Raw genomic sequence first — 26,410 nt, 5'->3', positions numbered from 1 at the left:
GGTAACGGCAACGACACCATCATCGAATCCTACAGCCAGGGCACGGACGACCGCTTGATGTTCACCGACATCAATCCTGCCGACGTCACACTGGTGCGCAACGGTAACGATCTTACCGTCGTGATCGCTGAAAGTGCTCCGGGAGCCGGAGATGCCGGATCAGTCCTGATCAAGGAGACAATCGACAACTATCTCGGCCGGGGCGTCGACAAGATCGTCTTCGCCGATGGCACCACATGGACGCGGGCCCAAATTATCCAAATGGTCTCCACTTACACGGGGACCAGTGGCAACGATACCCTTAACGGGGCTGGCATCGCTGACATCATACGAGGTGGCCTCGGCAACGATATAGTGAATGGCGCCGGAGGCAATGACACATATGTCTACGCCCGTGGTGACGGAAACGACACCATCACCGAATCCTTCAATCAGGGTACAGATGACAGTCTGCTGTTCGCCGACGTCAACCCTGCCGACGTCACATTGGTGCGCAACGGGAACGATCTTACCGTCGTGATCGCCGAAAGTGCGCCGGGGGCAGGAGATACCGGATCGGTGCTGATCAAGGGAACCCTCAACGACTACCTCGGTCAAGGCGTCGATAAGATCGTCTTCGCCGACGGCACCACATGGACGCGGGCGCAAATCCGCGAGCTGCTCCTGACCAATACCTCTGCTAATCAGACATTTGGCGGTTTTTCCGGAAACGACACCTATCACTACGCGCGTGGTGACGGGAACGACACCATCACCGAATCCTTCAATCAGGGTACGGACGATCGCCTGGTGTTCACCGACATCAACCCTGCCGACGTCACATTGGTGCGCAACGGGAACGATCTTACCGTCGCGATCGCTGAAAGTGCGCCGGAGGCAGGAGATGCCGGATCGGTGCTGATCAAGGGAACCCTCAACGACTACCTCGGTCAGGGCGTCGATAAGATCGTCTTCGCCGACGGCACCACATGGACACGGGCTCAAATCCGCGACCTGCTCCTTACCAATACCTTTGCTAACCAGACATTTGGCGGTTTTTCCGGAAACGACACCTACCACTACGCGCGTGGTGACGGGAACGACACCATCATCGAGGCCTACAGTAATGGAACAGACGATCGCCTGGTGTTCACCGACATCAACCCTGCCGACGTCACATTGGTGCGCAACGGGAACGATCTTACCGTCGTGATCGCTGAAAGTGCGCCGGGGGCAGGAGATGCCGGATCGGTGCTGATTAAGGAAACCCTCATCGATTATCTCGGTCAAGGAGTCGACAAGGTCGTTTTCGCCGACGGCACCACATGGACACGTGCCGATCTGCGCGTTGTCTCAACGAGCGGCAACGATACTTTCACTGGCTTCAGCACCACTGACATCATTGATGCAGGAGCTGGAAACGACACAATCGACGGAGTGGGTGGCAATGATACCATTACTGGAGGCAGCGGTAACGATGTCATGACCGGAGGAAGCGGTAGCGACATTTTTGTTTTCAAACCCGGCTTCGGCCACGACACAATCATCGATTTCAAAGCCGGAGCTGGAACCGATGATAAGCTGCGATTCGAAAATGGATTGTTCGGCAACTTCACTGCTGTGATATCGGCATCATCGCAATCTGGAGCCAATACAGTCATTCGACTTGATAGTGACAACGACATCACGCTGAAGAACGTAACGTTGACCAACCTACACGCGGACGATTTCTTGTTCGTTGCGTGAATACGAGCAGTACCGGCGGTTCAATGCGCCGGTGCTGCATTGTCGCGTTGTCTTCATCCCAGCGCTTGAAAAGTTGGAATTGCGAACGATGAAATGCGGCAAGTACGGCTATACGCTGCCTGGTCATTGGCCACCCGACAGCCGCAATCCGAGTGCGCTCGAATGGATAACTTTTTTCCGCCAACGACTTGACCAGATCGCAACCGGAGGCACCAGGCAAACGGAAGTGCGAAGGGCGTCATGAAATTCTTGAAATGAAGGCCCCCTCCCTTGCCCCACATAAAGTCGTTCGCGTGTGATGGCCGGAGTAAATTTTGCGACAGGGCTAAAACGTTCCCTGATGCCGACGTCCGCTTTGTGTGGGCGCGCCCCTAGCGTGCTGTTATACACCGGGCCAGATATCTGCGAACCTTACGTAGGTTTTCTGTTTGGTTTCCACTCAAGCCCCAACCCAAGCGCTTCATCACCATCTTCGCAGCGCTGCGAAATCTCTTCGTCCCACCAAGCTCCAACTCAGCGTTGACTATTGTGAAACTTACCCGCTCCCAGAGCAAGTTGCGACAGTCAACGCTAGATTGATTTGCAATCCTGCACATGTCAGCCGGTCAATCGGGGCGCATTCACTATTTTCTTAAACAGGGTGGTCATGGCGTCGCTGATACCTTGTGTTGGACTCACCTCGAAGAATAGGCCACTTGAGGCGCACTCTTCCATTTTAAGGCCGATTGTGGACTGGAACGGTTTGATCCAAGCATTATACCAGTCGTTGGTTGGCAGAGGCAAATAGGTCGTGTAGAGGACCGCAATCTTGTAGCCCTTATCTTTCAGAGCGGTGCAATACTTGGTGTCGATCGGCTCTTGGCATCTGCCGCTGGTCGTTTTCTTCGTGCATAGTGAAGGCTTGTAACTGTCACCTACGCCGTCGGAAACAAAGAACAGAATTTTTTCTGGCGAGCCTGCCGTCAGACCAGTTCCGGGTGTCCCCATTTTATCGCCGATTTGCGTAAGAGCGCGGTCGAAGTCGGTTTGTTGGTCATTGTCGTAGCCTTGGGAAGGGATAGACATTAGTTCGATTTCGTCGGCCTTCTTCCGGGCATTAGTCAGATCGTTTGTCAACGAAACCACTTCGAGCAGCTTCGTATCCTCGGCCTTCTTCCCAAATGTATAGACCGCCATGCGGTACTGATTGCTGCTCTTACGCGATGCCGTGGCTGTGTCCATCAGAGTTGCGGTTGCTTTAGCAACGACATTGATACGGATCGTGACGCCGAGAGTTTTCGCTAAATTGTAGTAACTTTTCTTGTCCTCGACGCCGTTCTTGACGATATGGCACGCGAATGCGCATTTGTCAGAGGTATTAGTCACCATCTTTGAAACATCGTTTGGGGTCGCTCCTACGCCCATGGAGGGGGTGTTATCCAGAAGAAGAAAGAAGTCCCTGTATGTTTCTGTTTGATATTCGGCGACCGCCTGCCCTGAGACCTGAATAGACTCCTTTCCAAGAATTTTCGTGAGGGACGTGGGGACGGACACTTTATAGTAAACAACGGACTGAATCTTGTTGTCTTTTTTAACGACTTTCGCTTTTACATCATCGATGGTGAACGAGATGCTCTCGGAAAGGTTTGCCTGAAAGAAGCTCAAGGCTTCTGCTTTGCCAAGAGTAACCTCGCCGTCACCTGACATGTGACGGGCTTGATCAACGCCTGGTGAAGATTCGGAGATAGCCGCCAACGCCGCTGCATCGGCAGCCCCTTGAAGCTGGGACTTGACTGCCAAAGCATTGCTAAAATCGATGGCGAGGCCTGCAACACCTATGAGCGGCACCAACAATATGGCGGCCATCATCCCAAAGTTGCCAGAGAGATCTCTCCAAAACCGTAGTAACATTGCCAATCCTTATGGAATTAATTTGAAGTCATTACGTTAGTTAGGCACACTTAAAATTTCGGACGAAAGTATAATGAATGGAGTATTATTGCGTCTTCCGTGAAGGTGGGTAAACGCTATGTCCAGAAGCATCTGGAACATGCTTGCGCTGCGATGACCCGCCGTTATTAGCGGTGACGTGACCGCTTCCGGGTGAATTTGGCTAAGGCCTCGGAGCTTTAAAAGCCCCTCCCCTCCATTGACCGCTTGCATTTTCGTGTGACTCTCTTGTATAGTCATTATGGTCACGATAGTCAGGAGTGAACAATGCAGCCATCGGTACGGGATGAGAAAAGCTGGACAGTCGCCGGCGCCAAAGCAAAACTCTCGGAGGTTATCGAACGGGCACAATCCGAGCCTCAGACGATCACCCGAAACGGAAAACCCAGCGTCGTTGTTGTTTCGGCCGAGGAATGGCACAAGAAGACCGTACGCAAGGGCTCACTCGCGGCATTCCTGATGGAATCGCCGCTGCGCCGCGCTGATCTGGACCTTGGGCGCCAAAACGACGAACCGCGTGATCTGCCGCTGTGAGGCTGCTGCTCGACACCAATGTCCTGTCCGAGGTGACGAAACCACGCCCCGACGAACGCGTTCTAGAATGGCTTGATAGACTTGATGAAGACCGCGCCTTCATAAGTGTCGTGTCGATTGCGGAAATTCGGCGAGGCGTTGCTCTGATGGACAGTGGTCGGAAACGTGACGCGCTGGCGGAATGGCTTGACCGCGACCTCCAGGAGCGCTTTGAGCACCGCGTCATCCCCATTGAAGCGTCTGTCGCTCTGGCCTGGGGCGACTTGATGGGGCTTGCGAAGCGAAGCGGTCGCGGGCTTGCGTCGATGGACGGCCTGATCGCTGCCACTGCGGTCGCTCACGACCTTACCCTCGCCACGCGCAATTCGAAGGATTTCGAAGGATTTGGAATCGAACTAATCGATCCCTGGGCCACCTGACATTGATGGCCTGACCTATGTTGGAAGGTATCAGGTGGTCGTTCGACTGCGTCGGGGCCATAGATGCCCTCCCGCCAGGCGTGAATTGGCGTACCCTGATTACAATATCCATATGCTTGAAATGGGTGACCGATGTGCTCAGGGTTATCGAGCGACAACCCGGGTCTCTTTCCTTAGCTCCACCTTGCAAGTTCGACGGGCCTTGTCGAGGGCATCGCGTTGATTTCCCGCTGCCTTTGCCGGTCGAAAGCGAACCCTTTCTCGGGGGCAATAGCAGGTTGAAGTTTCCGTGACGCTGGACGGTACACTCCTCAGAAGGGCCGTTTCAGAGGTCGCCGTTCGGTAAAGATTTCACTTGCTGCCCGCCCATTGAGATATCCGCCGGTTAATGGCCTCGCACGAGTTGATTGATAGGCAGGATTGCTATCAATCACGTTTATAGGGCATTATGAGTTATAGAAGGGGTCTCTATAACTCATGATTTGGAATTGGACACAAAAAGGCTGGCCGCAGTTTAACTATGACGCCACTCAAATTGCGCCCTACGAAAACCGATTTCTTTCTTCTTCCGGTGAAGTGATCGGCGCGGTTCGTCACTTCACTGATGAAGAACGCGATCTTCTGCGGAATGAGCTCCTAAGCGACGAGGCGGTAAAGACGTCACAGATCGAGGGCGAAATGCTTGATCGTCTGAGCGTGCAGTCCTCCTTGCGTCGCCAACTCGGTCTCGATGCCGACAGTCGGCCGGTCAAACCGCAGGAGCGCGGCATCGCTGAAATGATGATCGATGTCTATAATTCCTGGCCTCTTCCGCTCGAAGACACAACCATGTTTCGGTGGCACAGCATGTTGATGAGCGGAAACCGCTACATCGGAACGATCGGCGGGTACCGGACCCATGACGACGCCATGCAGATTGTTTCGGGACGACACGGCAAACCGACCGTTCACTATGAAGCTCCGCCGTCCAAGCAAGTGCCCGAAGAAATGGCGGCTTACGTCGAATGGTTCAACAGATCAGCCCCCAATGGGGCTACTCCCCTCCCCGCTGTGACGCGCGCCGGTCTGGGCCATCTCTATTTCGAGAGCATTCACCCGTTTGAAGATGGTAACGGAAGAATTGGCCGAGCGCTTGCGGAAAAGTCGTTGGCGCAGAGTCTTGAGCGACCAAGCCTCATTGCCCTTGCTCATACCATCGAAAATGGCCGCAAGGCTTACTACAACCAGCTTGAACGCAATCAGCGCACGCTGGATGTTACCGAATGGCTCGTTTACTTTGCCGAGACTGTGCTGGAGGCGCAGCAAACCACCCTGCAGCGTGTCGCATTTTATATTTCCAAGGCGCATTTCTACGACCGGTTCCGCGGCCAATTCAATGAACGCCAGGAGAAAGCCATCGCTCGCATGTTCAGGGAGGGACCCGCAGGGTTCACGGGCGCTTTGAGCGCTGAGAATTACATCGCGATCACACAAACCTCGCGAGCGACGACGACGCGTGACCTTCTTGACCTGGTGGTGAAGGGTGCGCTTACGCGAACCGGAGAACGCCGACACGCCCGCTACACCCTGAACTTGCGTTAGCGCCCCACGGCCTAAGCGGTGATGAAGATCTATTCAAGCGGTTCGGGCCATCGCAGGTCGAACTGGGCCTCCCAATGCTCGCAACGGCATCCTGCGGCCGCTATTCGTGGCGCGGTTATTACCGACTGCACCATCCATATCGTCAGGAGAACGCCTGCTCCCTACCCCACTCACTTCCATTCATGGGACTTTGCTGTGTAGTACGGTCGTTGCGTTACGAATGTCGGCTCATCCGTCATTGAAATGAATTCCAATGCATCGGTTTCGTCATTGAATCCAACGAAGACCATCAGCATGGAGCGAGCGACTGCCTGACCCTTTTTGCGATAGGAAAAATTGACAGCGCAGTGCGGGTATTGCGCGTTCACCGATCGGGCCTGAGAGGCCCTACCGGCGTCCGCCTGGTCGGTTAATGCCACAAACTGGCCAAGCGCGAAAAACCGATCGATCCCTGAAAACGCCGCCGCCTGTGAAATCTGTTGGTTCTGGCCAGTGGCTGCGGAGCGACCGTAATACAAACTGTCCGTCTGGCCTTTGCGTCGCTTAGTCTCGTAGACGACAAGGCTGCCGGCTGCGACCAGTTCCAGCCGCACATCGAATGTTTGGAATCGTTCGGACCGCCGGTCCAGTTCAGCAAAAAGTGCCCTCAGGTCCCCGATGTAGTCGGCGTAGCGTGCAACGTTCATGGAATTTCTGTCCAGTGTTTTTGGTGACAGTCGCGGCTTTTAGCACCGGAGCATTGAAGGGGACACTGCCTTTCGCTTCAATCGCGCCGGCGCGCTTCCCATCATGGCGGTGATCAAAAGGAGTTGAGTTCTCTGAACGAGGCCGATCGCACTACACTTCTCAAAGCGAAGTTACCGGGGAGGAGTGATATCTTGCGAGCGTTTCACATTACACGCATAGTCGCACTGCTGTTTGTTCTTCTCGGCACGTCCGCATTGGCTCAGGATCAGCACGAGCGCCCGCCAGAACAAGGCGTACAGGGCGGGATATTCAGCCTCATCCCGCCGGACTCGATCACCGAGCATAGCCTGAAGCTGGGCACTGACATGCTGCCCTATACGGCGACTGCAGGTACGCTTGACCTGTTCGGCCAAAACGGCGAACGTTCCGCGAAAGTCTTCTACACGGCCTATGTCGCGAAGGACCGCCCGATCGACCGCCCGCTCACCTTCGTGTTCAACGGCGGACCAGGCGCCGCCTCGGCCTATCTTCACCTCGGGCTGGTCGGTCCGCGCGTCCTTGAGTTCGGCGAACGGCAGGATGATGGCACCCGGCCCTCGCTGGTCGACAATCCGGACAGTTGGCTTTCCTTTACAGACCTGGTCTTGATCGATCCCGTCGGGACGGGCTGGAGCCGCGCCACCGACAATGAGGATGTCAAAAGCTTCCATGGGGTTAGACAGGACGCCGAGAGCCTTGCTAAGGTCATTGCCCTGTACACGCAGAAGAACGGGCGCTTGCCTTCTCCAAAATATCTTCTGGGCGAAAGCTACGGTGGATTTCGCGCCGCCAAAGTTGCCTCGGCCCTAAAGGAGACCCAGGGTATTCTCGTCTCAGGCATAATCATGATCTCGCCGATGATTGAGGGCCGGTTCCTGTGGCGCGCTGATGACGATCCGCTGGCTGCTGCCCTGCGCCTACCCTCACTCGCCGCTGCGGAACTTGAGCGGAAAAATGCGTTCGACCCGAGCCTCGTGGAGGACGCTGAACGTTTCGCAATGTCCGACTATCTTGTCTCGCTGGCTGGGCCGCCTTCGCACGGACCTTCTGCGGATGCGTTCTATGCCCGCGTCTCGGCGCTCACGGGTATTCCGCAGCAGCAGGTCTCGCGAACGCGCGGTTTCGTCGGTGACATCTATACGAAGCAGTCAGCGGGTGAGGGCAGGGTTGTCAGCCCCTATGATGCTGCCCATTCGGTTGCCGATGCCTATCCCGAGGCGGCCACTCGCCAAAATGACGATCCCATCCTCGACGGCTTCACCCGGGCCTACGGCGCTGCCTTTGCCACTTACGCCCGCGACGAACTCGGCTTCAAAACCGATATGACATACACACTCTTGAACGAGGATGTGAACCGCCGCTGGGAATGGAACGGTGGGAGGGGTGGCGATAGCCGCGTGACCGCGACCGCGGCAACCGATATCCGCGACCTCCTATCGGTGATCCCTCAGTTTAGGGTGATGGTGGCGCATGGATACAGCGACGCTCTGACGCCCTACGGTTTCAGCAAATATGTCCTCGATCATCTGCCGCCGACGCTTGGGGCGGGACGGACGAAACTTGGGCTCTATCGGGGTGGACATATGTTCTACACGTTGCCGTCGTCACGAGCTGCATTTTCACAGGAGGCCCTTACTTTCTATAAGAATTCGCCGGAGTGATCTTGCAGCAAAAAGGGGATTGATCGCGCGGTTAGCCGCGGCTAACTGCCTATCGGCGTGGGGCACCGAACGCCGAGTGCTGTGGGTCCACAAGGAGCGATATGTCTTCTCTTCTTTTCGCTACCGAACAGAAAGCCCCCAGTTAGCCGCGGCTAACTGGGGGCTTTAAAGTCTGGTGTTAACTTTTCATTAACTAAAAAGCTCTTGCTCTGTTGTGAGAATCGGGGCTTAGAATGCAACTGCGGCTTTTTTTTTGCCCTCACTCGAGTTCCACACGTTTCGCAAGTCTGCTTGGGTTTACTCCCCGAACTACCGTCCAACCTTCTTTGGCGCTCGGTGCATTTGGAGTAGTAGAGCGCCAACTTCTTGAACGGTATTGGCTTTGCTGCTCCAACTTTCCTTATCGAGCCCGCTGACAATAATCGCGTGGCTGCGTCCGCTGTAGGCTGTGTTTATAGCACCGAGATACGCCCAATGCGGGGTATCTAAAGACTTTAAATCTTCTTCGGTCCGTGCGGGCTCGTGGATGGGTTCTATCCGATAATTTGGCGCATGGCCGGTGCCAGTAACGCCGATTCGCAGACAGTATGGGCCACGTTCATCTGGCAGGCCACGAATGATCCCGAGAACCTTCGCGATCCAATCGTCCGGTTTGTTCAGGAGCCCGTTGTTGACCACGTAGGCAAGCGTTGCGTCACTCGGTAACTGGTTCACGTCATCCCCCTGCACTGAACACTCTCAAATCTGTATCAAATTTACCGACACTTGAAGCAGCAAAATCAATGCCTGCGCAGACAGCCACTTTGTCGTTCAGTTTTTATTATTTGACTACTTTTTTATAAACTGATAGACAGCAGTCGGAATCTGACAATAGGAGGTGAAATTGAACGCTTTTGATCCAACTGCTCATCAAGCCAGCCCAAACGGTCCATTAAATCCCGAAACTGTTACTCGCATCAAAGCCATCAAAGACCGCACCGGCATGTCGTATGCAGCCCTAGCGGAGAAATTTGGCTTCAGCGGTACGTTCCTGCATAACCTACTTCAGAAGGCTGCGAACGTTAATACGCAACATGTTGAGCGTATTGCGATGACTCTGATCTCGCTTGAGAGTCCAAACCAAGCACCGGAGATACCCACCAACCGTCCGGAGACCCTTCAACATAGTTTTCACTTACGCCCCGATCTGCAGATCAAAATCGAACTGCCAGTGGACTTAACGGAGCGTGAGGCAGAACGACTCGCACGGTTTATCCAATCACTTCCAGTAAATTAAACAGAAGGATAATTTATATGATCAAGCCCTCTGTCGAACAGGCCCTAGCAGTTATCGCAACTTGCGCAGACCCCAAGAGGCTCCACCAAATCGCCCTGAATGCTCGGAAGAGCGGCGAACTTGCCGTTGCACAGGCTGCGGAGCGCCGCCTTTACGATCTCCTTCCCTCGTCTGAGCCAGGTACGTTGGAACATGACGTGTGGCGAAGCATTCACGCGCTTGAGGGCACGCTGACCCAAGAGCGCGAGAAAACCACCCGACTAAATCGGACTCGCCAGAAAATCGATAAGGTTGGCGAACTGGAAACGGTCGCGTCGCTCATTCTTCGATCAAAGCCTTCTGAAGGATTTCACATGCTTGTCGAGAGACAAATGGGTGATCTGCTGTTCGAAGCCGTTGCACTACGCCACCGTGGGCGATTTGACGACACAGTTTTGGCCGCTGCGGAGCAAAGACTCCTTGACGCAGGAATACCTATCTAGCGGCGAGAGGTAAGCGACAGCCCACCTACCCAGTTCATGCCGCAAACTACCCTAGCCGTTTCCGTCTAGGGTAGTTTGACTGTTTGCGTAAACAACTACCTGATTATTTCCGCTTAACACCCTTTGCACGCCCCTTCTTCAAGCGCTCCGACCGCTCCATGCTGTGCAGCGCGATCTTGTCCTGCAAGTCTTTGTCCGCCTGCACTGCCATCTTCGCAGCCTTCAACAGTTCAACAACTGCATCGAGGTCAGCGGCCTTGAACAATTTGCTCCCTGCTACTTCGAACGCATTGCGTCCGATCCGTACGATGTACCCTGCGCCATCCTTGCGGACGCCCACATTGCCCCTAAAGCGCTAAATGCCATCGTTGAAAGAACGCAAGGATATCCATTTTTTCTTCAGGAATGGGCTTCGGTCGCCTGGAACAACGCCGAAGGACCGGAAATCACGTTCGAGGACATCGACCACTCCTATGCCGAAACATTAGCGTTACTTGATGAGGGGTTCTTTAGGGTCCGGATTGACCGGCTGACAAAGTCAGAGATTCAGTTCGTGAAAACGATGTCGAGCTTGGGCGATGGCCCCTACGCAATGGCAGATGTAGCTCGCGCAATGGACCGCTCGTTGTCGTCGCTTGGGCCAAGCCGGGCTAGCATTATTGCCAAGGGGATGATCTACAGCACCGATCACGGCTTTCTTGACTTTACCGTCCCGCTCTTCGCTGATTTCATGCGGCGGCAGGAATAAACTCTTTGCAAAGGTGGGCATGGAAGTCGTTGAAGATACAGTAATAAGGTTTACCGCTCGCCGAGAAACCGCCTCTTACCCATCACCCTATTTCAAGTTCACGTTTGAGATCAGGAGCGTTTTTTCCGCAATAGCTTACGCTCCGTGAAAACGGCGTCGTCGCAATTTTCCTCGACGCGATCCTGAAACGCCCGCGCAATACGCAGTGACGGAAATACGAGGCGAAGGTTTCCGCGCTCTCGAAAACGTTCGTCTGTTTGGCCCCTCATCGCTGAAAACCCGTCGGGGCCAAGATAATTTGCCTGCCGACGCGCTAAATCGGCAAGCGCTACTGGGTTACGATTTGTCCGACCCACTTTTACGTAAACTGCAACAGCCATATGACGCACTCGCTTGAGAATGTTCGATAAAGGACATTATCATATATAGATCGGCCGGCAATACACCGACGTAAGGATGGTCTACGGCCTCTGCTCGGCCCGGGGCAGCAGACCGATGAACCTGTCGAACAGCGCCAGATCATAGCGATGAGGGTCGCCCGTCGCGGCGGTCGGCGGAAGCATCTGCGGTAGCTCCCACACGACCCTCTCCGGCATCAGCTCTGCGATCGTCTCGTACCATCGCACCAGCGAGCTGTGCAGACGCAGATGCAGGCCGAAATTCGGCCGCGGCCTGGCGGTGTCACCATCCCGCTGCTGTTGGGCGGCCAGCGGATCGATCCTCTTGAACAGGTAGCGATCGGCAAACCCCAGCCGGCGATTGCGGATCGCTTCGCGAGTAAACTCCAACTGGGCAAGCCACTCGGCCTCTCGTGCCTCACCGGTCTGCCAGAGAGCCCAGGAGAAATGCAGTTTTAGAGGATCCGTATCGCAAACGGCGGCACCTTTGGCCCGCTCCATTGCAACAGCGTCGGACCACCGCTTTGCATTCCACTCCGTCCACAGACGGCCAGCCTCGACGGCGTCAGCATGCCGATCAGGCCGGTTCTCCGGATAGCTTTCCTTGATCAGGTATTGCGCAGCATGTTGACGGCACCAGGTCGTCTTGCCAGCGGCACTGATCCCTTCCACGACGATGATCAAGCTGACTTTGCTCCCCGCCCGGAATAATGTGATAAAAAGTTTGAGGGTTTTGTCGCAGAAATTCCAATTCTGCAACATCGCAAATATCGCGCGCAAAACTGAAAAAACTCGGGATTTTTGCGAATATTGAAGAAAGACCGTTATGGGCGTCTTGATTTCCGGCAGTTCCAACGTTGGCAAGACGACATTCGCGACGCGCCTAGCTCAACAGCTTGGATGTAACGTAATCTCGACGGATAGCATCGCACGTCATCCCGGCCGGCCTTGACCGGACGTGCGCCCTCCTGTCGCTGAATATTATTCTCGCCTTTCGCATGAGACGATCTATTGGTTTCTCAAGGTACACCACGAAAACATGTGGCCGAGCATACGGCAACGAATCGACGCAGAGCGCCGTGTTCAAATGCCTTTCGTGTTTGAAGGCTCTGCACTTCGGCCTGAGTATATAGCTCCCCTCATTTCCGACGAGCTGCTGGGGGTTTTCCTCTATGCCGACAACGATTTCCTTCGAGAGAGGATGCGATCCGAGGCGAAATATAATCACTCTGATGAGACTAGGCGCAGCATAATCGACAAATTTATAGACCGATCCTTGCGCGACAATTCGGAAATGCATGTGGCCGCCAGGAAACATGGCGTGAGGGTCGTGGACACCTCAGACGACCTTGCCGTGGCCACTCTCTTTGATGAGTTCGTGCAGCGGACGCTACTTCTAGCGTCGCCAAAATCCTAATTTTGCAGCGCTGCAAAAGTCTGGTTAACCCATCGAGCAAAATTCGGGATTTTCGCGACAAAATTGATGGTGTGGAACGGCCCTTCGCGCCGGCATCCAGGATGCCTATCGTGGTGACGCCAATCGCCACAAGACAGAGGGAACCGTTCCATGGAGAAGATTACCACAATTGGACTGGATTTGGCCAAGTCGGTCTTTCAGATCCACGCCATCACTGAAGGCGGGCACGTCGCTGTCCGCCGTGCCTTGCGGCGATCACAGGTGTTGGAGTTCTTTCGTCACATCGAACCATGCCTTGTCGGAATGGAAGCATGCGGGAGTGCCCACTACTGGGCCAACGCGATCGGCGAATTCGGCCATACGGTGCGGTTGATGCCGCCAGCGTACGTGAAGCCCTACGTCAAACGTAACAAGACCGATGCCGCCGATGCGGAGGCGATCTGCGAGGCGGTCACGCGCCCGACAATGCGCTTCGTGCCAGTCAAAACACCGGACGAGCAAGCTGCCGGGATGGTTTTGAAGACCCGGGAGTTACTCGTGCGTCAGCGAAGCCAGACGGCGAATGCGATGCGTGCTCATATGGCCGAGCTCGGGATCGTCGCCGCCACCGGCATGACCAGTATTGCAAAGCTCGTCGCCATTTTGCGCGACGATCGTGACGGTCGTCTACCAAACTCGGCCAGAGCTGCGCTTTTGGAGATGGCCGATCAGATCGAAAGGCTGACAGAAAGGGTTGAGGTGCTCGACAGTAAGATTGTCGCAGCAGTGAAAGCTGATGATGCCGCACGTCGTTTAACAACCATCCCCGGCGTCGGTCCTATTATTGCAGCGACTGTTCGTGCCGCGGTTCAGGATCCGGCAGCCTTTCGAACAGGGCGGGATTTGGCGGCCTGGATCGGCATCACGCCAAGAGCGAACTCCAGCGGAGGGAAGGAGCGGCTTGGCAAGATCTCAAAGCGCGGCAATAAGCAGTTGCGAACTCTACTGATTGTCGGTGCTACATCGATTCTGAAACAGGCTCGGAGAGGTTCAAAGCTACCTGGCTGGGTCGTTTCAATAATGGCACGACGCCCCTACAAGGTGGCAGCCGTGGCGCTGGCTAACAAGATGGCCCGCACGATATGGGCGATTTTGGTCAAGGGCGGCACATACCAAGCGCCAGCGATGGCAGAGGCGTAGGAACAGAATTCCCGGCGTTCCTGCGTCGGGATAAAGCGGCAAGGTACGAAAGCGTGATGAACCCGAGGGGCGATACCTCGATGTCGATCAGACCGTCTGACTCACTGCGCCTTTAAGCGCGCAAAATTGATTAGGCGATCGACATCGCGGATCTCATCGTGGCCAGCGGTCAATGACCGCGCTCACAGGCCGGACATATGACTGCACCGTCCGGAGGTGATTTGCGCTGAAAAACCTTGCCAACCGGGCCGTTCCACATATGAGTTAATGAAAAATTTAGATTAAATTTAATCAGATTTTTTGTGTCTTATTGGCAGGCAGAAGAGAGCGTAAAGATTAGTTGCTGATTTCACTCCCCCTGCAACAAGTTTGGAAGTCGCCTGTTGGTTTCCACGCGGAACTGAGCCGGTGGACAAATATGTCCACCAAACTTAGAGAAAGAAAAAATAAATAAACCTAACCCGCGCGAGGACGGGCCGACTCGCGTCGAGACGCGGCGAGCCGTCCCGCTCGTTTTCGTCGCCGAGACGAAGGCGGAGCAGATCGAGCAGTGGCGAGGGTGGCTGGTCGAGCATGGCATGCCAGTGCTTGAAAAGTTGGAACTGCGAACGATGAAATGCGGCAAGTACGGCTACGCGTTGCCTGGCCATTGGCCACCCGACAGCAGCAATCCGAGTGCGCTCGAATGGTTAACTTTTTTCCGCCAACGGCTTGACCTGATCGCAAAGGGAGGTACCAGGCAAACGGAAGTGCGAAGGGCGTCATGACGGCTGGCCCCCCCGGCCAAGACTCTGTTTTTAAGGCTAGGAAGCTTTATCCAGATCAAGAGTGGGATTAAGTGCCCATCTTTGCTCTGAACTGGTGGAGATCTGGCGCGCCCTAGAGGATGAAACTGAAAACATCTACCTAGAGCACTGAAAATGAGATGCCCTGCGCCATGTCCCTGACGGCAGATTCCTCTACCCCATCCGCTCTTTTCCAACATTAAACCCTGTGATTGCATTTCCTGTTGAAACCTCCCGCGATAGTTTCTAGTCTGCGGACAATGGGGGGACGCATGAGCAGCGAGAAAGTAAACGAAGGCCTCGGCTTGGTCCGCTTCATATTGGTGTGCTCAAGTCTGAGCCCCGTGTTTCTTCTTTGGGCAGTTCGTGGCGTGGACGCCATTAGTGACAGCATTTGGATACCGGTATGCGTATTTCTGTTCGCGCTCCCGACGGTGCTACTTTATTTAATATTCAGGACGGCCAAGAAACATCAAAACGTGAAAACGATAACCGTCGTTAGCGCCAAAGATCAGCGCGAGCACCTCCTCACTTACCTGTTCGCGATGCTGATCCCGCTGTTCGACGCAAATGTCGATGAGCTTCGCGATCTAACATCGGTATTAATAGCGTTTCTATTCATCACGTTTTTGTTCTGGCATATGCGTCTTCATTATATGAATCTCGTCTTTGCGATCTTGGGTTACAGAATTTATACAGTGGAAGTCAAAATAGGAACGCCTTCAGGGAATGATGATCGACTAGCGACATACGCGGTCATTTCGCGTCGGCATTATTTGCCGGAGAAAATGCCTTTAACGGGGTATCGGTTGGGTGGAAACGTTCTAGTGGATGAAAAAGACGATGATTAATCAGGAGTTCGACGTTCAAAACATACAGGCGGTGAATCTCGGCGTGAGCCTAAGAGGAAACGCGCAACGCTATTTCATTCCCTCCGACGCTGGAACAAAGAGCGCACTAAAATCGATTTTAAGCGATACCGTGAACGCTTTCGAGGGCGTCGCGACGGCTTGGGAAGTCTACGATATCTCAGAAGATTACGGGAGCAAGCGCCGGATTTATAGTCCTCGTAACAACGAGTACATGACGGCGCTTTCCGAAATTTTCGATGTTGGCGGCCTCCCTGACTTGACCAACTTGAACGATCACGTTTCCGAAATTGAATTCTATTTCGGAGAGTTCACCGACAATCAGGGCCGAAAAGCCGTTGGAATCCGCAAGGCAACTCAGCTTAAGGCTACGTTGACAGCCCGCAATCGGTTAGTCCGTTTAGTCAACGATACGGTTGTACTTATTGAAGAAGACACGCTAAAGCTCGATCCCCAATACGATGTAGTTGTCACGGATGCGAACATTTTCATTCTAAATCCTCGCAATGTGGAATTGGTCGCGCAAATCACCGAACATGTGGCAGCAACCGCTACCGCCAAACTCCAGCATATTCAAGATACTGTTTTGTTCCTCGATATGACACGCATCCAGGCCAGTATCGCTCGCCATCCTCAAATGGCAAGACACGCTGCATCGATCGCTGCCAATCCTAATCTAGCGAACTTCCAGCAAGCACGGATTGAAGAAATGGCTGTACGGCATGGCATTGTCTTTAAGACGCTCGCGGACGGACGCCTTCAATGCCGTGTTCAAGACCATGCGAGGCTCCTCGAAATCCTGGACGCACGTCGCTACCACCTGGACCTGGCAGGAAATGGGGGCGATCCATATCGGGCAACTGGGCGGCAGAAGGTCTCGGCAAAATAGACCAAACTCCCCCTCCAAGCGTGTCCCCGAGTGCACTTGAACCGACTGCCTTCGCTAGAATTCCGCCAGCGGACCATAATTAAGAGTGGCGCGTATAGTTCTCCAAGCAGGCATATTTGCGTCGAGGATCGATATGAAATGCGCGTTGTGATTGGGGACGATGAAATGAGCCATTTCATGAAGTATGACGTATCGCAGGCAGTCCGGTGTGAAACGGATCAAATCGAGGTTTAGCCGAATGGACCGCCTTTGCGGGCTGCTACTTCCCCACTTTGTTCGCATCCGCTGAATAAAGAACCGCTTCACTTGGACATCGAGTTGACGCTCATATTGCTCGATGATCGGCTTGCTGGCCGTCCGTAGCTCTTCGCGGCACCAGTTGAGAAAGACCTCCCGTTTTTCACTCTGGGAGGCTTCCTTCGGCACATTCAGCTCTATGGTTTTGTGGCCGAGCAGCACGTCCCCGCGCTCATAATGATCTTCGATTCTGAGAAGATAGCGCCGCCCCCATATATAGTGGCTTTCACGCTCGATAAATTCACGCGGGGTTTCGCGCTCCTGTAAGACGATCTTCCTTTGATTTTTCCTGATCCAGCCAATTTTCGAGAGGGCAAAGAGCCGGATTGTCTCAAGCTTCATATCGCTTGGTGCGGATACGCGAACGCGGCCCGTTGGAGGGTACACACTCAGATGCACATTCTTAATGTCCTTGAACACGACATCAACCGTTACATCAGCGATTTCCAGCTCGCTCACCATCAGTATTCCCGCTGGGCCTTGATGATGACGAACACGCGCTCAACCTCATCTTTGTCTTGAAGTTCCTTATAAAGAGCCGCTTTGACCGCGCGCTCTTTCGGCTCAACCCCTCTCCAATCGTCGGAACGGGACGTCTTGACGGCAGAATCAATCCGCATGGCAAGGTCTTCATTTTTGCCAAGGTTGTTATAAAGGGCACGCTTGCCTGGGGTATCCAACTGCGCGGGCGTATCTTCGGTTTTTCCGGCAGCCAAAGTTTTTACGATCTCAGCCATGCACTTGAGGTAAGCCTCGTAGTCGAGGGCTTTGGCCCTGCGATCGCGTATCACCTCTTCGAGAAGCGCAGAAATGCGGTCAAAGAAGTCGGGATCGTTCATGCGCTCTTTGACGATTTTGCTGCGAACGTTGTTCTCAATTGTTTCGGCGATGGCCTCGCGATTGCCCTTTAGCCCAGAAAGCTGTCCCGCAATGGCGTCTGCTATGCCCGATTTGACGATAAGTTCGATCAGGCTGATATCATCGAATGGAGAAATTTTACGCGGCTCGTCGGCCTCAATATAGGTATCGATCAGATGACGCATGTCGGCTTCGTAGGCCTTGAGGTCGAGCAATTCACCCGCAGCCCGGCGCACCGTGTCGCGAAGCGCGATACTCTCCTCTACACGCGCCTTGATCCGTTTGATATCGTCGCCGGAGTAGCCCGCCTCCTCCATCTCATCGGCAATGCCAGCATAGGCACGCACAAGGCTGGCTGTGGCCTTGTAGAGCGCAGCTCGCTGGGGCTCTCGCTCCTCAAGGTCTGTTGCAATCTCGGTATTTCCGCAGAAATGGCGAATGTATTGAAGCTCGGCCTTCGGGGGGTCAACCGGCTCGCACAGAAGAACGAGCACTTCAAGAGCTTCATCCAATCTCTCTCGGCCCTTCTCAAGGCGATCTTTGAGAAGGATACCAGGATCCGCACCGCCTGAGGTCGCGTCTAGCTCCGACGTATAAACCGCAATGGCTTTCTCGACCTTTTGTAGCAGGCCCTTGTAATCAACAATGTAGCCAAATTCCTTGTCGTCGCCATCAAGGCGATTGGTCCGGCAAATGGCTTGGAACAGGCCGTGGTCCTGCATCTCTTTGTCAATGTAGAGGTAAGTGCAAGATGGCGCATCAAACCCGGTGAGCAATTTACTGACGACGATCAGCAGCTTCATATTTGCCGGTTGCGTGATGAAGAGGGATTTTACATCTTCTTCGTAACTCTCGGTTTTGCTCATCCCAGGCTTAGCGACGACGGTCTTCAAGAGGTCCGTATAGGTATTGTAAATGAATTGCTTGTCTGACTCGGAATTGGCCCCGGTATCCTCGCGCGTGACGTCCTGCGTCACGGGGTTGTAGGATGTCACGAGCCCGCACCGGCCTCTGAATGGCGTCTTTTGGAGTAACTCAAAGTATTTGCAGGCATCATAGATGCTGGCGGCGACCAGAATAGCGTTACCGCGTTCGCTCGACAGGCGAGGCTTTACGCTAAAATCGAATATCACGTCCTGAACGACCCGCTCTTTGCGGGAACGGGAACTGAGCACATGCTGCATCGTCCCCCACTTCTTTTTCAGCTCATCCTTCTGCCAGTCGTTCAACCCCTTTGTTTTAGCGTCGAACCAAGCTTCGATTTTATCTTCTGAACCGAGCCGCTGGTCGATGTCTCGCGCTTCATAAATCAGATCGAGGACGACTTCATCTTCTACGGCTTCACCGAACTTGTAGGTGTGGATATAGCGACCAAAGACTTCAATGCTTGTCTGGGCATCCTTCTTAAGCAGCGGCGTTCCCGTGAAACCAATGAACACAGCATTCGGCATCAATGCGGTCATCGCTTTGTGCAACTTGCCGCCTTGTGTTCTGTGACATTCGTCGACGAAAACGAACAGATCACCCACTGTTTTGCTAGGCTGTGCCTCTAGTTCCTTGATGAAAGCATCAAAATCATCGACACCGCGCTGGCCAAACTTATGCAACAGAGAGCATAAGAGACGCGGTTTTGCCTGTGCGAGCACAGACATTAAATCCCGCCCACTGTTGGTACGATGAATCGCTTCCCCAGCGCCTGCGAACACACCCTTGATCTGCTTGTCTAGCTCGTCGCGATCCGTAATGACGACGACGCGGGCGTTGGCGTTATTCTCCAGAATCCATTTCGCGAGCAGCACCATGACAATGCTCTTGCCGGACCCCTGAGTATGCCAGATGATCCCACCCTCGCTGCGGCGGATATTCTCTTGAGCGGCTTTGATCCCTAAATATTGGTGAACGCGAGGGAGTTTTTTGACCCCTGCGTCAAACAGCACGAAATCGTGCATCAGCTCCATGAGCCGATCCTTGTTGCAGATTTTGAGCAGGTACTTGTCCAACTTGTACCGGCTGTCGTCCGCCTCATCCTCTTTCCATTTGAGGAAGTATTTTTCCGCTGTGCCGATCGTGCCGTATTGCAGCCCCTCGGAATCGCTTCCAGCGAAAACGATCTGGATCGTGGAGAAGAATGCAGCGTTAAACTCGGGTCTCTGGTTGGAGAGAATCTGGCGAATACCGTCGCCAATACTGACACGGCTGTTCTTTAGCTCGATCACACCAAGGGCGATACCATTCACGTACAAAACCAGATCGGGGCGACGCTCATGCCCGCCACGCAGTGTAACCTCTTCGGCAATCGCAAAATCGTTGGCGTGAGGATTGGACCAGTTGATAAGTTTGACTGTCTCCGAAGGCCGTCCGGCCTCCACCTGAACGGAAACACCGTAGCGCAAAAGCCCGTAGACTGCCTGATTGTTGTCGTAGAGGCTTCGAACCGTATTGCTCGCTTCGATCTCAAGCTTACGGATTGCGGCGCTGATCTGCGCCTCACCGTAGCCGGCACGCCGCAAATAGGCAGCAAGATGCTCTTCCTCGACATTGCTGTTGCGTTCCCGGTCGATCCAATCACCGAGATATCGATATCCGAGTTCTTCCTCAAAGAGCTTGATAACCCTTCGCTGCGTTGTGCGCTCTGGCTTCCCAATCATGTTCATGCAGCGACATCCTCAACAAGGATTTCGGCATTCACATAGCGGCGAAAATCATCGGCGGAGATGAAGCATCGAAAGCCCGCCTGACTTGCCACGGCCAAAACGTCGCTGCCCTCGTTGAGTAGGAGTGCGACAGGCTGGCTCAATTCTTCTTGGATGCCGCTCGGCCAAGCCAAATCGAAGACCGCGCGCTGTTCGCCAGTCTCGGCGTCGGCGAAATCGTAGGCAATCACGCCCTGCGGGAGATTTTTTTGATCCATCCACGCGTTTAACGCTTCAAGCTCCTGTTCCTCATCTTCGCTGGTGATTCCACCTAGAACGACAATCGAAGATGGCGCTGGAGCGGATGGACCTTCGAGCCACCGTGTTTCGCCATGGAGCAATTCTTCCATACGCTTGTTCACCTCGGCTGCCAGCATCGCTTTCCTCGCTTCAAGAAAGCGCGGAAAGTTCTCAATCCGCCAAAGATCGGGGTCCACGGGTATCCACTGGGATGCTAGCGCGCCTGGATGCGCTTTTTCCACTTCCGGGAAATACTCTTCCGGCAAGCGGTCGCTGATGTTGAGATTGGTGTCCTTGGTCAGAAAGCAGAAGTTAGAGAGCGCGTTGACCTCGGCACGTTTGAATTTGCGTTTGTAAAGCTGTGCCTTTGGAAAGATATGGTGCACCTCCAGCTTGCTCATTTTTCCGAGCATACTGGCTTTGAGCGGCAAACCATTGCCCCAGTCGCGGCTCTCCCCCATGCGCGTCAGCAGGTAGAGAACGGGATAAAAACGTGCGCCCAGGCTCCAGCCTGTGAAGTGACCCGGCTCGACGCGCAAACCCCCATGCCAAAGGCGTAGGGTGTCGAGAAGCTTGTCGAGGCCGCCATCCTCGCCGGTCAGCGCTTCAAGGTCTTTGTCGATATAGGACTCTGTCGAGCCAGAGAAGCGGCCCCACATCCCAGCCTGTGCGAACCAGAAGAGCAGCTTGTCGCGCTCCTGCTCGTTGAGCGCCCCTTTATGCTGATCGAGATAGCGGACCAAGACCGGCACGCCAAAGCGCCCGAAGAAAACTTGGTCATGGTCAAGACCAAGCCGCCCAGCGATCAGGTTGAGCGACGTATCGATATGCTTGATCGCGCGCTTCAGGCCGCCCTGAATCTCCTCAGCGGTGCGGTCATGCAAATAAAGAAATTTGGCTTCGCCCGTAAGCACAGTGTTTACCGAGCGCAGCAGCCAATCGAGATTGAAACCATAGCCGTGGCCCGCCCATTCCTTGAGTTTGGCTTTCATCGTATCGCGTGCGTCCGGCCAATCAGCACAGATTTTCGCAAGCGCCAGATCGCCTTTGGATAACTTGGTGCCGCCGCTGTTCACGCGGTTGAAGATATCAACCACTATGTCGAGCGTCTTGTCCGGACCCGTTACCTCCTCGACGTGAAGATCGATCTCGGAAATTGCCAGCAGCTGGCTTAGGCGTCCGATAGCATCGTTGACCAAAGAGGCTGTGTCTGGGCTTGAGGCCAGACGGGAAATAAGGGGGCCAAGCCCAGCAGTCCCTGCTCTCATCAAGGCGCTGACATCCACCCAGCGCGGATCGTCCTGCATTTTCATCGGCTGATAGAAGGCGAAAGTCTCGGTTTCGAGATTGAATTGCAGGCCGTTAAACGCCTGCGCGTTCCCATCGAAGAACTTAGGCGGCTTGCCGCGTACCACACCATAGAGCGATGTCATACGCTGCTGACCGTCGAGGAGTAGCTTCACGACACCTGGAGCAAGCGGTCCGTCACCGCGATGCGCGGCTGTATTGGATTCCGTTGCCCAAACCAGAAGCCCACCCACTGGATGACGGCGATAGAGGGAATCGAACAACCCCCGAACCTGATCGCGATTCCAAACGTAGCCTCGCTGAAACTCGGGGAGTGCCATATGGCCGTTGTCGATATGGTCTAGGACCGTGGAAATTTTCATACCAGCCTCACCCTTCCGGTCAGTAACTCTTGCATCATGCCCTGTTTGAGTTGGCGAACCTTATTGAGCTTAGAAGTTAGCTCCGAAATATCGGAATCGAAATCACCTAAGATCTTTGAGATAGCGTCGGCTTCGTCTTTTGTCGGAGGCATTGCTATGGAGAACGATTTCAAACTTTTGTTGGTGATCTGATTGATTGTTGCGCCAAGATGCCCCGCGATCTGTTTCCGCATGAGATCTGATCGGAAATACTGAAGCACATAGTCGTATTGGGGTGCTCTAAAAACAGCCATGAATGCACCGAAGGCCATACCACGGCAGCGCTTATCAATTTTGGCGGTCTTACCGATAAGTTCTCTGCTCCCGTTTCGAACACAAATCAGGATATCATTTTCATCCACAAGGCATTTGGATGGGACGTTCATTTGGACAAAAACGTTGTCTTTAAAGCTCAACGCTTCCTCTTGGATGTTCGATGATCGAAGTACCAAAATCCCATCAGAGCGAACGTCACTCGGAGCATAGGTCAAGCCATTGAGAACCTCGCCAACTTTGGAAAGCGGGAGATTTTTCCACTCGCCTCTGTATCCGGGCAGACGTTTACGGCCCGAAAGGAGATCTTGCACCGCGCCTTGCTTGATCGCGCGTTTCTTGGCGATGAGGGCTTCCAGTGAATCAATCAGCGCATCGGCATCTGACAACGTCTGCGCGATGAGATCTTGCTCAATCTTCGTTGGAGGCACGGGAAAACGTAATTTCTTGATCTTTCCAAGAGTAAGACGAGTAATTGCGTTCCCAGACATTAATTCCTGAATTTGCGCTTGTCCTTCATGCGAGAGTATACACTGCAGGAAATACGCCGAATTTTGTTCATTTTCGTCAAATCGAAGGAATGCAACACTTGATAGCAGGCTAATTTCTTCCTTAATGGTGTTGATGGCTGCGTTACCTGTACTAGCTCCATCCTTTGTTAAAAGAATGTCTCCAGGTCGTACATCGCAGCGTTTGTATATGGCCGCGTGCTGAGCAGAATCTATTGATTCCACGTCTGATAAATTCAGTCGCCCCAAGCGGATATTCTTAGAGGTAATATACAAATTGTCGTGGCCACCTAAGCGGGGCGAAAAATGAGTTCCGTCTTGAATTTTCTGGCATATGGCGTCTGCTGTAAGCACGTTCCAATCTTCGGGCAACGGAAGGCTTGCCGATAGAGTAGCGGCAGATTCATTTTGCGGTAAAGACCTGGAGACTTTACAGGTTGATGCACTCACCATGCGAACCCCATCCGCTTAAGGTGCTGCTCGATCTTGATGTCAAGATTAGCGACGCGCTTTGCAAGGTCCGGCATCCGCGCTTCGTAGCGCTCCCCCAGCATCCGAACGCGACTCGTCAACGTCTGGCTAGTGCGATCCATTTCTCCGCCAATGTCGGCTTCGATATTCGCAAGCCACTTGTCATCGACAACCAGCGTTTTAATGTCGGTTTCGGTCAGCTTTGGGTATTTCGCCAGCGCCTTGGCGTCAAGTTCGGCTTCGGCCGCCTTAATCTTACTCTTGAGTTCCGCTTCCGTCTCAGACGCATTTTGCCACTCCTTGAGCACAGCGGCTTCTTCGGCAGCGTCTTTATCGCCCTTGATCTCTTTTAGTCGCGCAGCAACGTTGACCTTATTGACCTTATCAAGCTCGGCGAATGCGCCCTCGTCGCCGCCATGCTCTTCTTCAAGTTCAGCAAGTTTGGCGCTCGCAACCGCCAGCTGGCCGGTCAATCGGTCGATCTCTGTCCATTCCTTTGCGAAGAAGCGCGCAACGACCAGCTGCTTGGGGATCAGATCACAGGTCCAGCCCCTGTCTTTATCTTTGCCCTTTTTGTCCTTTTCGATGATGCGATAGGTTTCTGCCTTCCACCCATCAGAGGTGATGAGATATGCATCATCCTGCATCACCTCCGCCCAGTAATCCATGAGGTGTTGGTAGACGTCGTACTTGTCGATAAGCGGTTTGCCTTCGTAGTGAGCAAGCAGACCCTCGGAGCTTTCAAAGATCACATCTTTAGGATGAAAGCCCGGCTTGAGAGCCTTCAAAGTTTCCGAAGTGCGCGTCTTCCATGCTGCAAAATGCGCGGTCATGCCGGTGGTAAACGCCGTAAATTCCGGGTGCTCAAAAATGGTTTGCTTGATGGCGGCCTTGTCCACGGTCAACGTGACGTAACCCGGGCGGCATTCCTTAAACAGGGTAGCCCTGAGCTTCGGGCAGACCGCCCAATAAGCGCTCAGGGCTTCGATATCGGCTTGCGGGATTCCACCGCGCAGATGCCCGTCGATATCCTGCCGGTCTTCGCTCTTCCGGCTGTCGATGTAACGCGGAAGATTGAGATTGAAGTCGTTTTTTTCGATCTGCTCGACCGGCACCATACGAGAGTAGCCGGGGATCGTTGCGGTTTTTGCGAATGCATCGACGATATTGTGAATGTCCTGACTACGCAGCCGATTCTTCGGGCCATCCTTCATGAAGCCCTGGCTGGCATCGATCATGAAGATGCCCTTGCGCGCGGCGGCATCCTTCTTGTCCACGACCACGATACAAGCGGGAATACCTGTGCCATAGAAAAGGTTCGCGGGCAAACCGATGATCGCCTTGATGTAGCCTTTGCGGATCAAGGACTTTCTGATTTCAGCTTCGGCGTTGCCTCGGAACAGAACGCCATGCGGAAGAATGCAAGCCCCTGTGCCGGTACTCTTCAGCGACCTGACGATATGCAACAGGTAGGCGTAGTCTCCCTGCTTCGCGGGCGGAACCCCAAAAGGCTTGAACCGTTCGTGCGGATCGTTAAGCGGGTCCAGCCCCGTGCTCCAGCGCTTATCGCTGAATGGTGGATTGGCCACTACATAGTCGAACTGCTTCAGCCGCCCCTTATCTGTGAACTTTGGATCGGTAAGCGTATTGCCCGGCATGACAACCGCCAAGGGGTTGTCATGCAAGATCATGTTCATGCGTGCAAGACCGCTGGTCGCTGAGTCCTTTTCTTGTCCGTAAAGAGAGACCTTGGTCCCGGCTTCGTCGCCCACCTTCAATAGAAGAGAGCCTGAGCCGCACGTCGGGTCGTAGACGGTCGTGTCCTGGCTCGTCTTCGCCTGGGCAATACCAATGATTTGAGCCATAATGCGGCTGACTTCGGCGGGCGTATAGAACTGGCCCTTACTTTTGCCGCTCTCAGTGGCGAAATGGCGCATGAGATATTCGTAGGCATCGCCCAGAATGTCATCCCCTTCCGCGCGGTTGTTCGAGAAGTCTAGAGACCTGTCCTCGAAGATCGCGATAAGGTTGGTGAGCTTTTCAACCTTCTCTTTCCCGTCGCCAAGCTTCGAGCTTTCATTAAAGTCCGGGAAGTCGCTCTGGTTGAGCGCTTGGTTTGCGGCAGCCAGGGGCGCGATGATCTTCTTGTTGATCTGATCGCCAATATCGCTCTTGCCTTTGAGGGCCACCATATCTTTGAAGCTCGCGCCGTCCGGCACGTTGATCGGGGCGAACGGCTGACCCGCATATTTGTCGCTGACGTATTTAATAAACAGCAACGAGAGGATGTAATCCTTGTACTGGCTCGCATCCATCCCTCCACGAAGCTCGTCGCAGCTTGCCCAGAGGGATGCGTAGATTTCAGATTTCTTGCGGGCCATTACTTCTTGTCTTTCTTCTTCGTCGTTTTCCGGGCGATCCAACGCTCGATGTCTTGCCGCTTGAACCGCCACGATCCGCCGACTTTGAAGCCGGGTATCTCACCCTCAGCCACCAGTCGATAGGCCGTCTTTTCGTTGAGTTTCAGATACTCCGCCACCTCATGGATGGTCATAATTTCCGTCGGCATGGCGCTCGAAGCTCACACGAATCCTCGGCAAGAAAATACGGGAAAATTGCGGACCTAACAATGAGGGATTCTGTCAATTCTTTCACGGCGTTATCGGAGGTGGCCTACGGGAGAACGCCGAGCACTTGGGCGATGTTGAGGAAATCCTGCTACCCGAAGGGATTTGCCCATTC

At 54.0% G+C, this 26,410-nt stretch carries 22 protein-coding genes; 12 read left to right on the top strand and 10 right to left on the bottom strand.

The features are described 5' to 3' along the window. The coding region (locus J2Z75_RS28315) for a calcium-binding protein (protein WP_268842107.1) at nucleotides 1–1,725 on the top strand (1,725 nt) is incomplete at its 5' end. Nucleotides 1,726–2,322: 597 nt separating this feature from the next. On the opposite strand, the gene J2Z75_RS28310 is transcribed toward J2Z75_RS28315, so the two are convergent. After that, nucleotides 2,323–3,615, bottom strand: a complete 1,293-nt coding sequence (locus tag J2Z75_RS28310) for a TadE/TadG family type IV pilus assembly protein (RefSeq protein ID WP_209857212.1) — start codon at nucleotides 3,613–3,615, stop codon at nucleotides 2,323–2,325. 306 nt (nucleotides 3,616–3,921) lie between these two features. Between J2Z75_RS28310 and J2Z75_RS28305 the strand changes: the two genes are divergently transcribed. From J2Z75_RS28305 to J2Z75_RS28295, 3 genes are all read left to right on the top strand, one after another. Then, nucleotides 3,922–4,188, top strand: a complete 267-nt coding sequence (locus J2Z75_RS28305; protein WP_209857210.1) for a type II toxin-antitoxin system Phd/YefM family antitoxin — start codon at nucleotides 3,922–3,924, stop codon at nucleotides 4,186–4,188. Further along, a complete protein-coding gene (locus J2Z75_RS28300; RefSeq protein WP_209857208.1) occupies nucleotides 4,185–4,607 on the top strand; it encodes a type II toxin-antitoxin system VapC family toxin in 423 nt (140 codons plus the stop codon). The genes J2Z75_RS28305 and J2Z75_RS28300 overlap by 4 nt, the downstream gene beginning before the upstream one ends. A 477-nt stretch (nucleotides 4,608–5,084) precedes the next feature. After that, complete coding sequence (locus tag J2Z75_RS28295) at nucleotides 5,085–6,188, top strand: Fic family protein (RefSeq protein ID WP_209857206.1); 1,104 nt, start codon at nucleotides 5,085–5,087, stop codon at nucleotides 6,186–6,188. A 170-nt stretch (nucleotides 6,189–6,358) separates the two neighbouring features. Here the strand turns inward: J2Z75_RS28295 and J2Z75_RS28290 are convergent, their stop codons facing one another. Further along, the gene (locus J2Z75_RS28290) at nucleotides 6,359–6,874 is read right to left on the bottom strand and encodes a hypothetical protein (protein WP_209857204.1); all 516 of its coding nucleotides are present in this window, start codon (nucleotides 6,872–6,874) and stop codon (nucleotides 6,359–6,361) included. Between the two features lie 192 nt (nucleotides 6,875–7,066). Between J2Z75_RS28290 and J2Z75_RS28285 the strand changes: the two genes are divergently transcribed. Continuing rightward, the gene (locus J2Z75_RS28285; RefSeq protein ID WP_407692825.1) at nucleotides 7,067–8,575 is read left to right on the top strand and encodes a S10 family peptidase; all 1,509 of its coding nucleotides are present in this window, start codon (nucleotides 7,067–7,069) and stop codon (nucleotides 8,573–8,575) included. A 309-nt stretch (nucleotides 8,576–8,884) separates the two neighbouring features. Here J2Z75_RS28285 and J2Z75_RS28280 read toward each other — a convergent pair whose 3' ends face one another. Continuing rightward, nucleotides 8,885–9,289 (bottom strand): hypothetical protein, encoded by a 405-nt coding sequence (locus J2Z75_RS28280; protein ID WP_209857202.1) that lies wholly within the window; start codon nucleotides 9,287–9,289, stop codon nucleotides 8,885–8,887. A gap of 169 nt (nucleotides 9,290–9,458) precedes the next feature. Between J2Z75_RS28280 and J2Z75_RS28275 the strand changes: the two genes are divergently transcribed. From J2Z75_RS28275 to J2Z75_RS28265, 3 genes are all read left to right on the top strand, one after another. After that, a complete protein-coding gene (locus J2Z75_RS28275; RefSeq protein ID WP_209857200.1) occupies nucleotides 9,459–9,851 on the top strand; it encodes a hypothetical protein in 393 nt (130 codons plus the stop codon). A 17-nt stretch (nucleotides 9,852–9,868) separates the two neighbouring features. Next, nucleotides 9,869–10,333, top strand: a complete 465-nt coding sequence (locus J2Z75_RS28270; protein WP_209857199.1) for a hypothetical protein — start codon at nucleotides 9,869–9,871, stop codon at nucleotides 10,331–10,333. A gap of 163 nt (nucleotides 10,334–10,496) precedes the next feature. Then, entirely contained in the window at nucleotides 10,497–11,081 is a 585-nt protein-coding gene (locus tag J2Z75_RS28265) for a hypothetical protein (protein WP_209857198.1), read from the top strand. Nucleotides 11,082–11,542: 461 nt separating this feature from the next. Here the strand turns inward: J2Z75_RS28265 and J2Z75_RS28260 are convergent, their stop codons facing one another. Continuing rightward, the gene (locus tag J2Z75_RS28260; protein WP_234937632.1) at nucleotides 11,543–12,343 is read right to left on the bottom strand and encodes a hypothetical protein; all 801 of its coding nucleotides are present in this window, start codon (nucleotides 12,341–12,343) and stop codon (nucleotides 11,543–11,545) included. Between J2Z75_RS28260 and J2Z75_RS29445 the strand changes: the two genes are divergently transcribed. The 4 genes from J2Z75_RS29445 (at nucleotide 12,306) to J2Z75_RS28240 (ending at nucleotide 16,618) form a co-directional block, all read left to right on the top strand. Then, the gene (locus J2Z75_RS29445) at nucleotides 12,306–12,431 is read left to right on the top strand and encodes an AAA family ATPase (RefSeq protein ID WP_234937624.1); all 126 of its coding nucleotides are present in this window, start codon (nucleotides 12,306–12,308) and stop codon (nucleotides 12,429–12,431) included. The genes J2Z75_RS28260 and J2Z75_RS29445 overlap by 38 nt on opposite strands. Nucleotides 12,432–13,046: 615 nt before the next feature. Next, on the top strand, nucleotides 13,047–14,075 hold the full coding sequence (locus J2Z75_RS28250; RefSeq protein ID WP_209857197.1) for an IS110 family RNA-guided transposase: 1,029 nt from the start codon (nucleotides 13,047–13,049) through the stop codon (nucleotides 14,073–14,075). A 1,057-nt stretch (nucleotides 14,076–15,132) separates the two neighbouring features. Then, nucleotides 15,133–15,711 carry a hypothetical protein gene (locus J2Z75_RS28245; protein ID WP_209857196.1) on the top strand — a complete coding sequence of 193 codons (579 nt, stop codon included), beginning with the start codon at nucleotides 15,133–15,135 and terminating at the stop codon, nucleotides 15,709–15,711. Beyond that, the gene (locus J2Z75_RS28240) at nucleotides 15,692–16,618 is read left to right on the top strand and encodes a Kiwa anti-phage protein KwaB-like domain-containing protein (RefSeq protein ID WP_209857195.1); all 927 of its coding nucleotides are present in this window, start codon (nucleotides 15,692–15,694) and stop codon (nucleotides 16,616–16,618) included. The genes J2Z75_RS28245 and J2Z75_RS28240 overlap by 20 nt, the downstream gene beginning before the upstream one ends. 54 nt (nucleotides 16,619–16,672) lie before the next feature. On the opposite strand, the gene J2Z75_RS28235 is transcribed toward J2Z75_RS28240, so the two are convergent. From J2Z75_RS28235 to mads1, 6 genes are read right to left on the bottom strand one after another with little or no spacing between them, the layout of a single operon-like run. Further along, nucleotides 16,673–17,377: a M48 family metallopeptidase gene (locus J2Z75_RS28235; RefSeq protein ID WP_209857194.1), complete on the bottom strand. Its 705-nt coding sequence runs from the start codon at nucleotides 17,375–17,377 to the stop codon at nucleotides 16,673–16,675. Then, nucleotides 17,377–20,427, bottom strand: coding sequence for a type I restriction endonuclease subunit R (locus J2Z75_RS28230; protein ID WP_209857192.1), 3,051 nt, complete (start codon nucleotides 20,425–20,427; stop codon nucleotides 17,377–17,379). Before J2Z75_RS28230 ends, J2Z75_RS28235 begins: the two co-directional genes overlap by 1 nt. Beyond that, entirely contained in the window at nucleotides 20,424–22,376 is a 1,953-nt protein-coding gene (locus tag J2Z75_RS28225) for a GmrSD restriction endonuclease domain-containing protein (protein ID WP_209857190.1), read from the bottom strand. Before J2Z75_RS28225 ends, J2Z75_RS28230 begins: the two co-directional genes overlap by 4 nt. After that, nucleotides 22,373–23,650: a restriction endonuclease subunit S gene (locus J2Z75_RS28220; protein ID WP_209857188.1), complete on the bottom strand. Its 1,278-nt coding sequence runs from the start codon at nucleotides 23,648–23,650 to the stop codon at nucleotides 22,373–22,375. The genes J2Z75_RS28225 and J2Z75_RS28220 overlap by 4 nt, the downstream gene beginning before the upstream one ends. After that, complete coding sequence (locus tag J2Z75_RS28215) at nucleotides 23,644–26,049, bottom strand: type I restriction-modification system subunit M (protein ID WP_209857186.1); 2,406 nt, start codon at nucleotides 26,047–26,049, stop codon at nucleotides 23,644–23,646. The genes J2Z75_RS28220 and J2Z75_RS28215 overlap by 7 nt, the downstream gene beginning before the upstream one ends. Further along, nucleotides 26,049–26,237 carry a methylation-associated defense system helix-turn-helix domain-containing protein MAD1 gene (gene mads1 / locus J2Z75_RS28210; protein ID WP_209857184.1) on the bottom strand — a complete coding sequence of 63 codons (189 nt, stop codon included), beginning with the start codon at nucleotides 26,235–26,237 and terminating at the stop codon, nucleotides 26,049–26,051. Before mads1 ends, J2Z75_RS28215 begins: the two co-directional genes overlap by 1 nt. Nucleotides 26,238–26,410: the final 173 nt, after the last annotated feature.

This window comes from Rhizobium herbae, from assembly GCF_017873135.1.
In the GTDB taxonomy this organism is placed as follows: Bacteria; Pseudomonadota; Alphaproteobacteria; order Rhizobiales; family Rhizobiaceae; genus Pararhizobium; species Pararhizobium herbae.
This window is presented reverse-complemented; position numbering and strand designations above follow the sequence as displayed.

What these genes read in the sequence shown, in the direction of transcription:
- J2Z75_RS28235 (WP_209857194.1), bottom strand. Translation starts at nt 17,377, where the DNA reads ATGGTGAGCGAGCTGGAAATCGCTGATGTAACGGTTGATGTCGTGTTC.
- J2Z75_RS29445 (WP_234937624.1), top strand. Translation starts at nt 12,306, where the DNA reads ATGGGCGTCTTGATTTCCGGCAGTTCCAACGTTGGCAAGACGACATTC.
- J2Z75_RS28305 (WP_209857210.1), top strand. Translation starts at nt 3,922, where the DNA reads ATGCAGCCATCGGTACGGGATGAGAAAAGCTGGACAGTCGCCGGCGCC.
- J2Z75_RS28290 (WP_209857204.1), bottom strand. Translation starts at nt 6,874, where the DNA reads ATGAACGTTGCACGCTACGCCGACTACATCGGGGACCTGAGGGCACTT.
- J2Z75_RS28310 (WP_209857212.1), bottom strand. Translation starts at nt 3,615, where the DNA reads ATGTTACTACGGTTTTGGAGAGATCTCTCTGGCAACTTTGGGATGATG.
- J2Z75_RS28220 (WP_209857188.1), bottom strand. Translation starts at nt 23,650, where the DNA reads ATGGTGAGTGCATCAACCTGTAAAGTCTCCAGGTCTTTACCGCAAAAT.
- J2Z75_RS28240 (WP_209857195.1), top strand. Translation starts at nt 15,692, where the DNA reads ATGAAAAAGACGATGATTAATCAGGAGTTCGACGTTCAAAACATACAG.
- J2Z75_RS28225 (WP_209857190.1), bottom strand. Translation starts at nt 22,376, where the DNA reads ATGAAAATTTCCACGGTCCTAGACCATATCGACAACGGCCATATGGCA.
- J2Z75_RS28215 (WP_209857186.1), bottom strand. Translation starts at nt 26,049, where the DNA reads ATGGCCCGCAAGAAATCTGAAATCTACGCATCCCTCTGGGCAAGCTGC.
- J2Z75_RS28230 (WP_209857192.1), bottom strand. Translation starts at nt 20,427, where the DNA reads ATGAACATGATTGGGAAGCCAGAGCGCACAACGCAGCGAAGGGTTATC.
- J2Z75_RS28295 (WP_209857206.1), top strand. Translation starts at nt 5,085, where the DNA reads ATGATTTGGAATTGGACACAAAAAGGCTGGCCGCAGTTTAACTATGAC.
- J2Z75_RS28245 (WP_209857196.1), top strand. Translation starts at nt 15,133, where the DNA reads ATGAGCAGCGAGAAAGTAAACGAAGGCCTCGGCTTGGTCCGCTTCATA.
- mads1 (WP_209857184.1), bottom strand. Translation starts at nt 26,237, where the DNA reads ATGCCGACGGAAATTATGACCATCCATGAGGTGGCGGAGTATCTGAAA.
- J2Z75_RS28250 (WP_209857197.1), top strand. Translation starts at nt 13,047, where the DNA reads ATGGAGAAGATTACCACAATTGGACTGGATTTGGCCAAGTCGGTCTTT.
- J2Z75_RS28270 (WP_209857199.1), top strand. Translation starts at nt 9,869, where the DNA reads ATGATCAAGCCCTCTGTCGAACAGGCCCTAGCAGTTATCGCAACTTGC.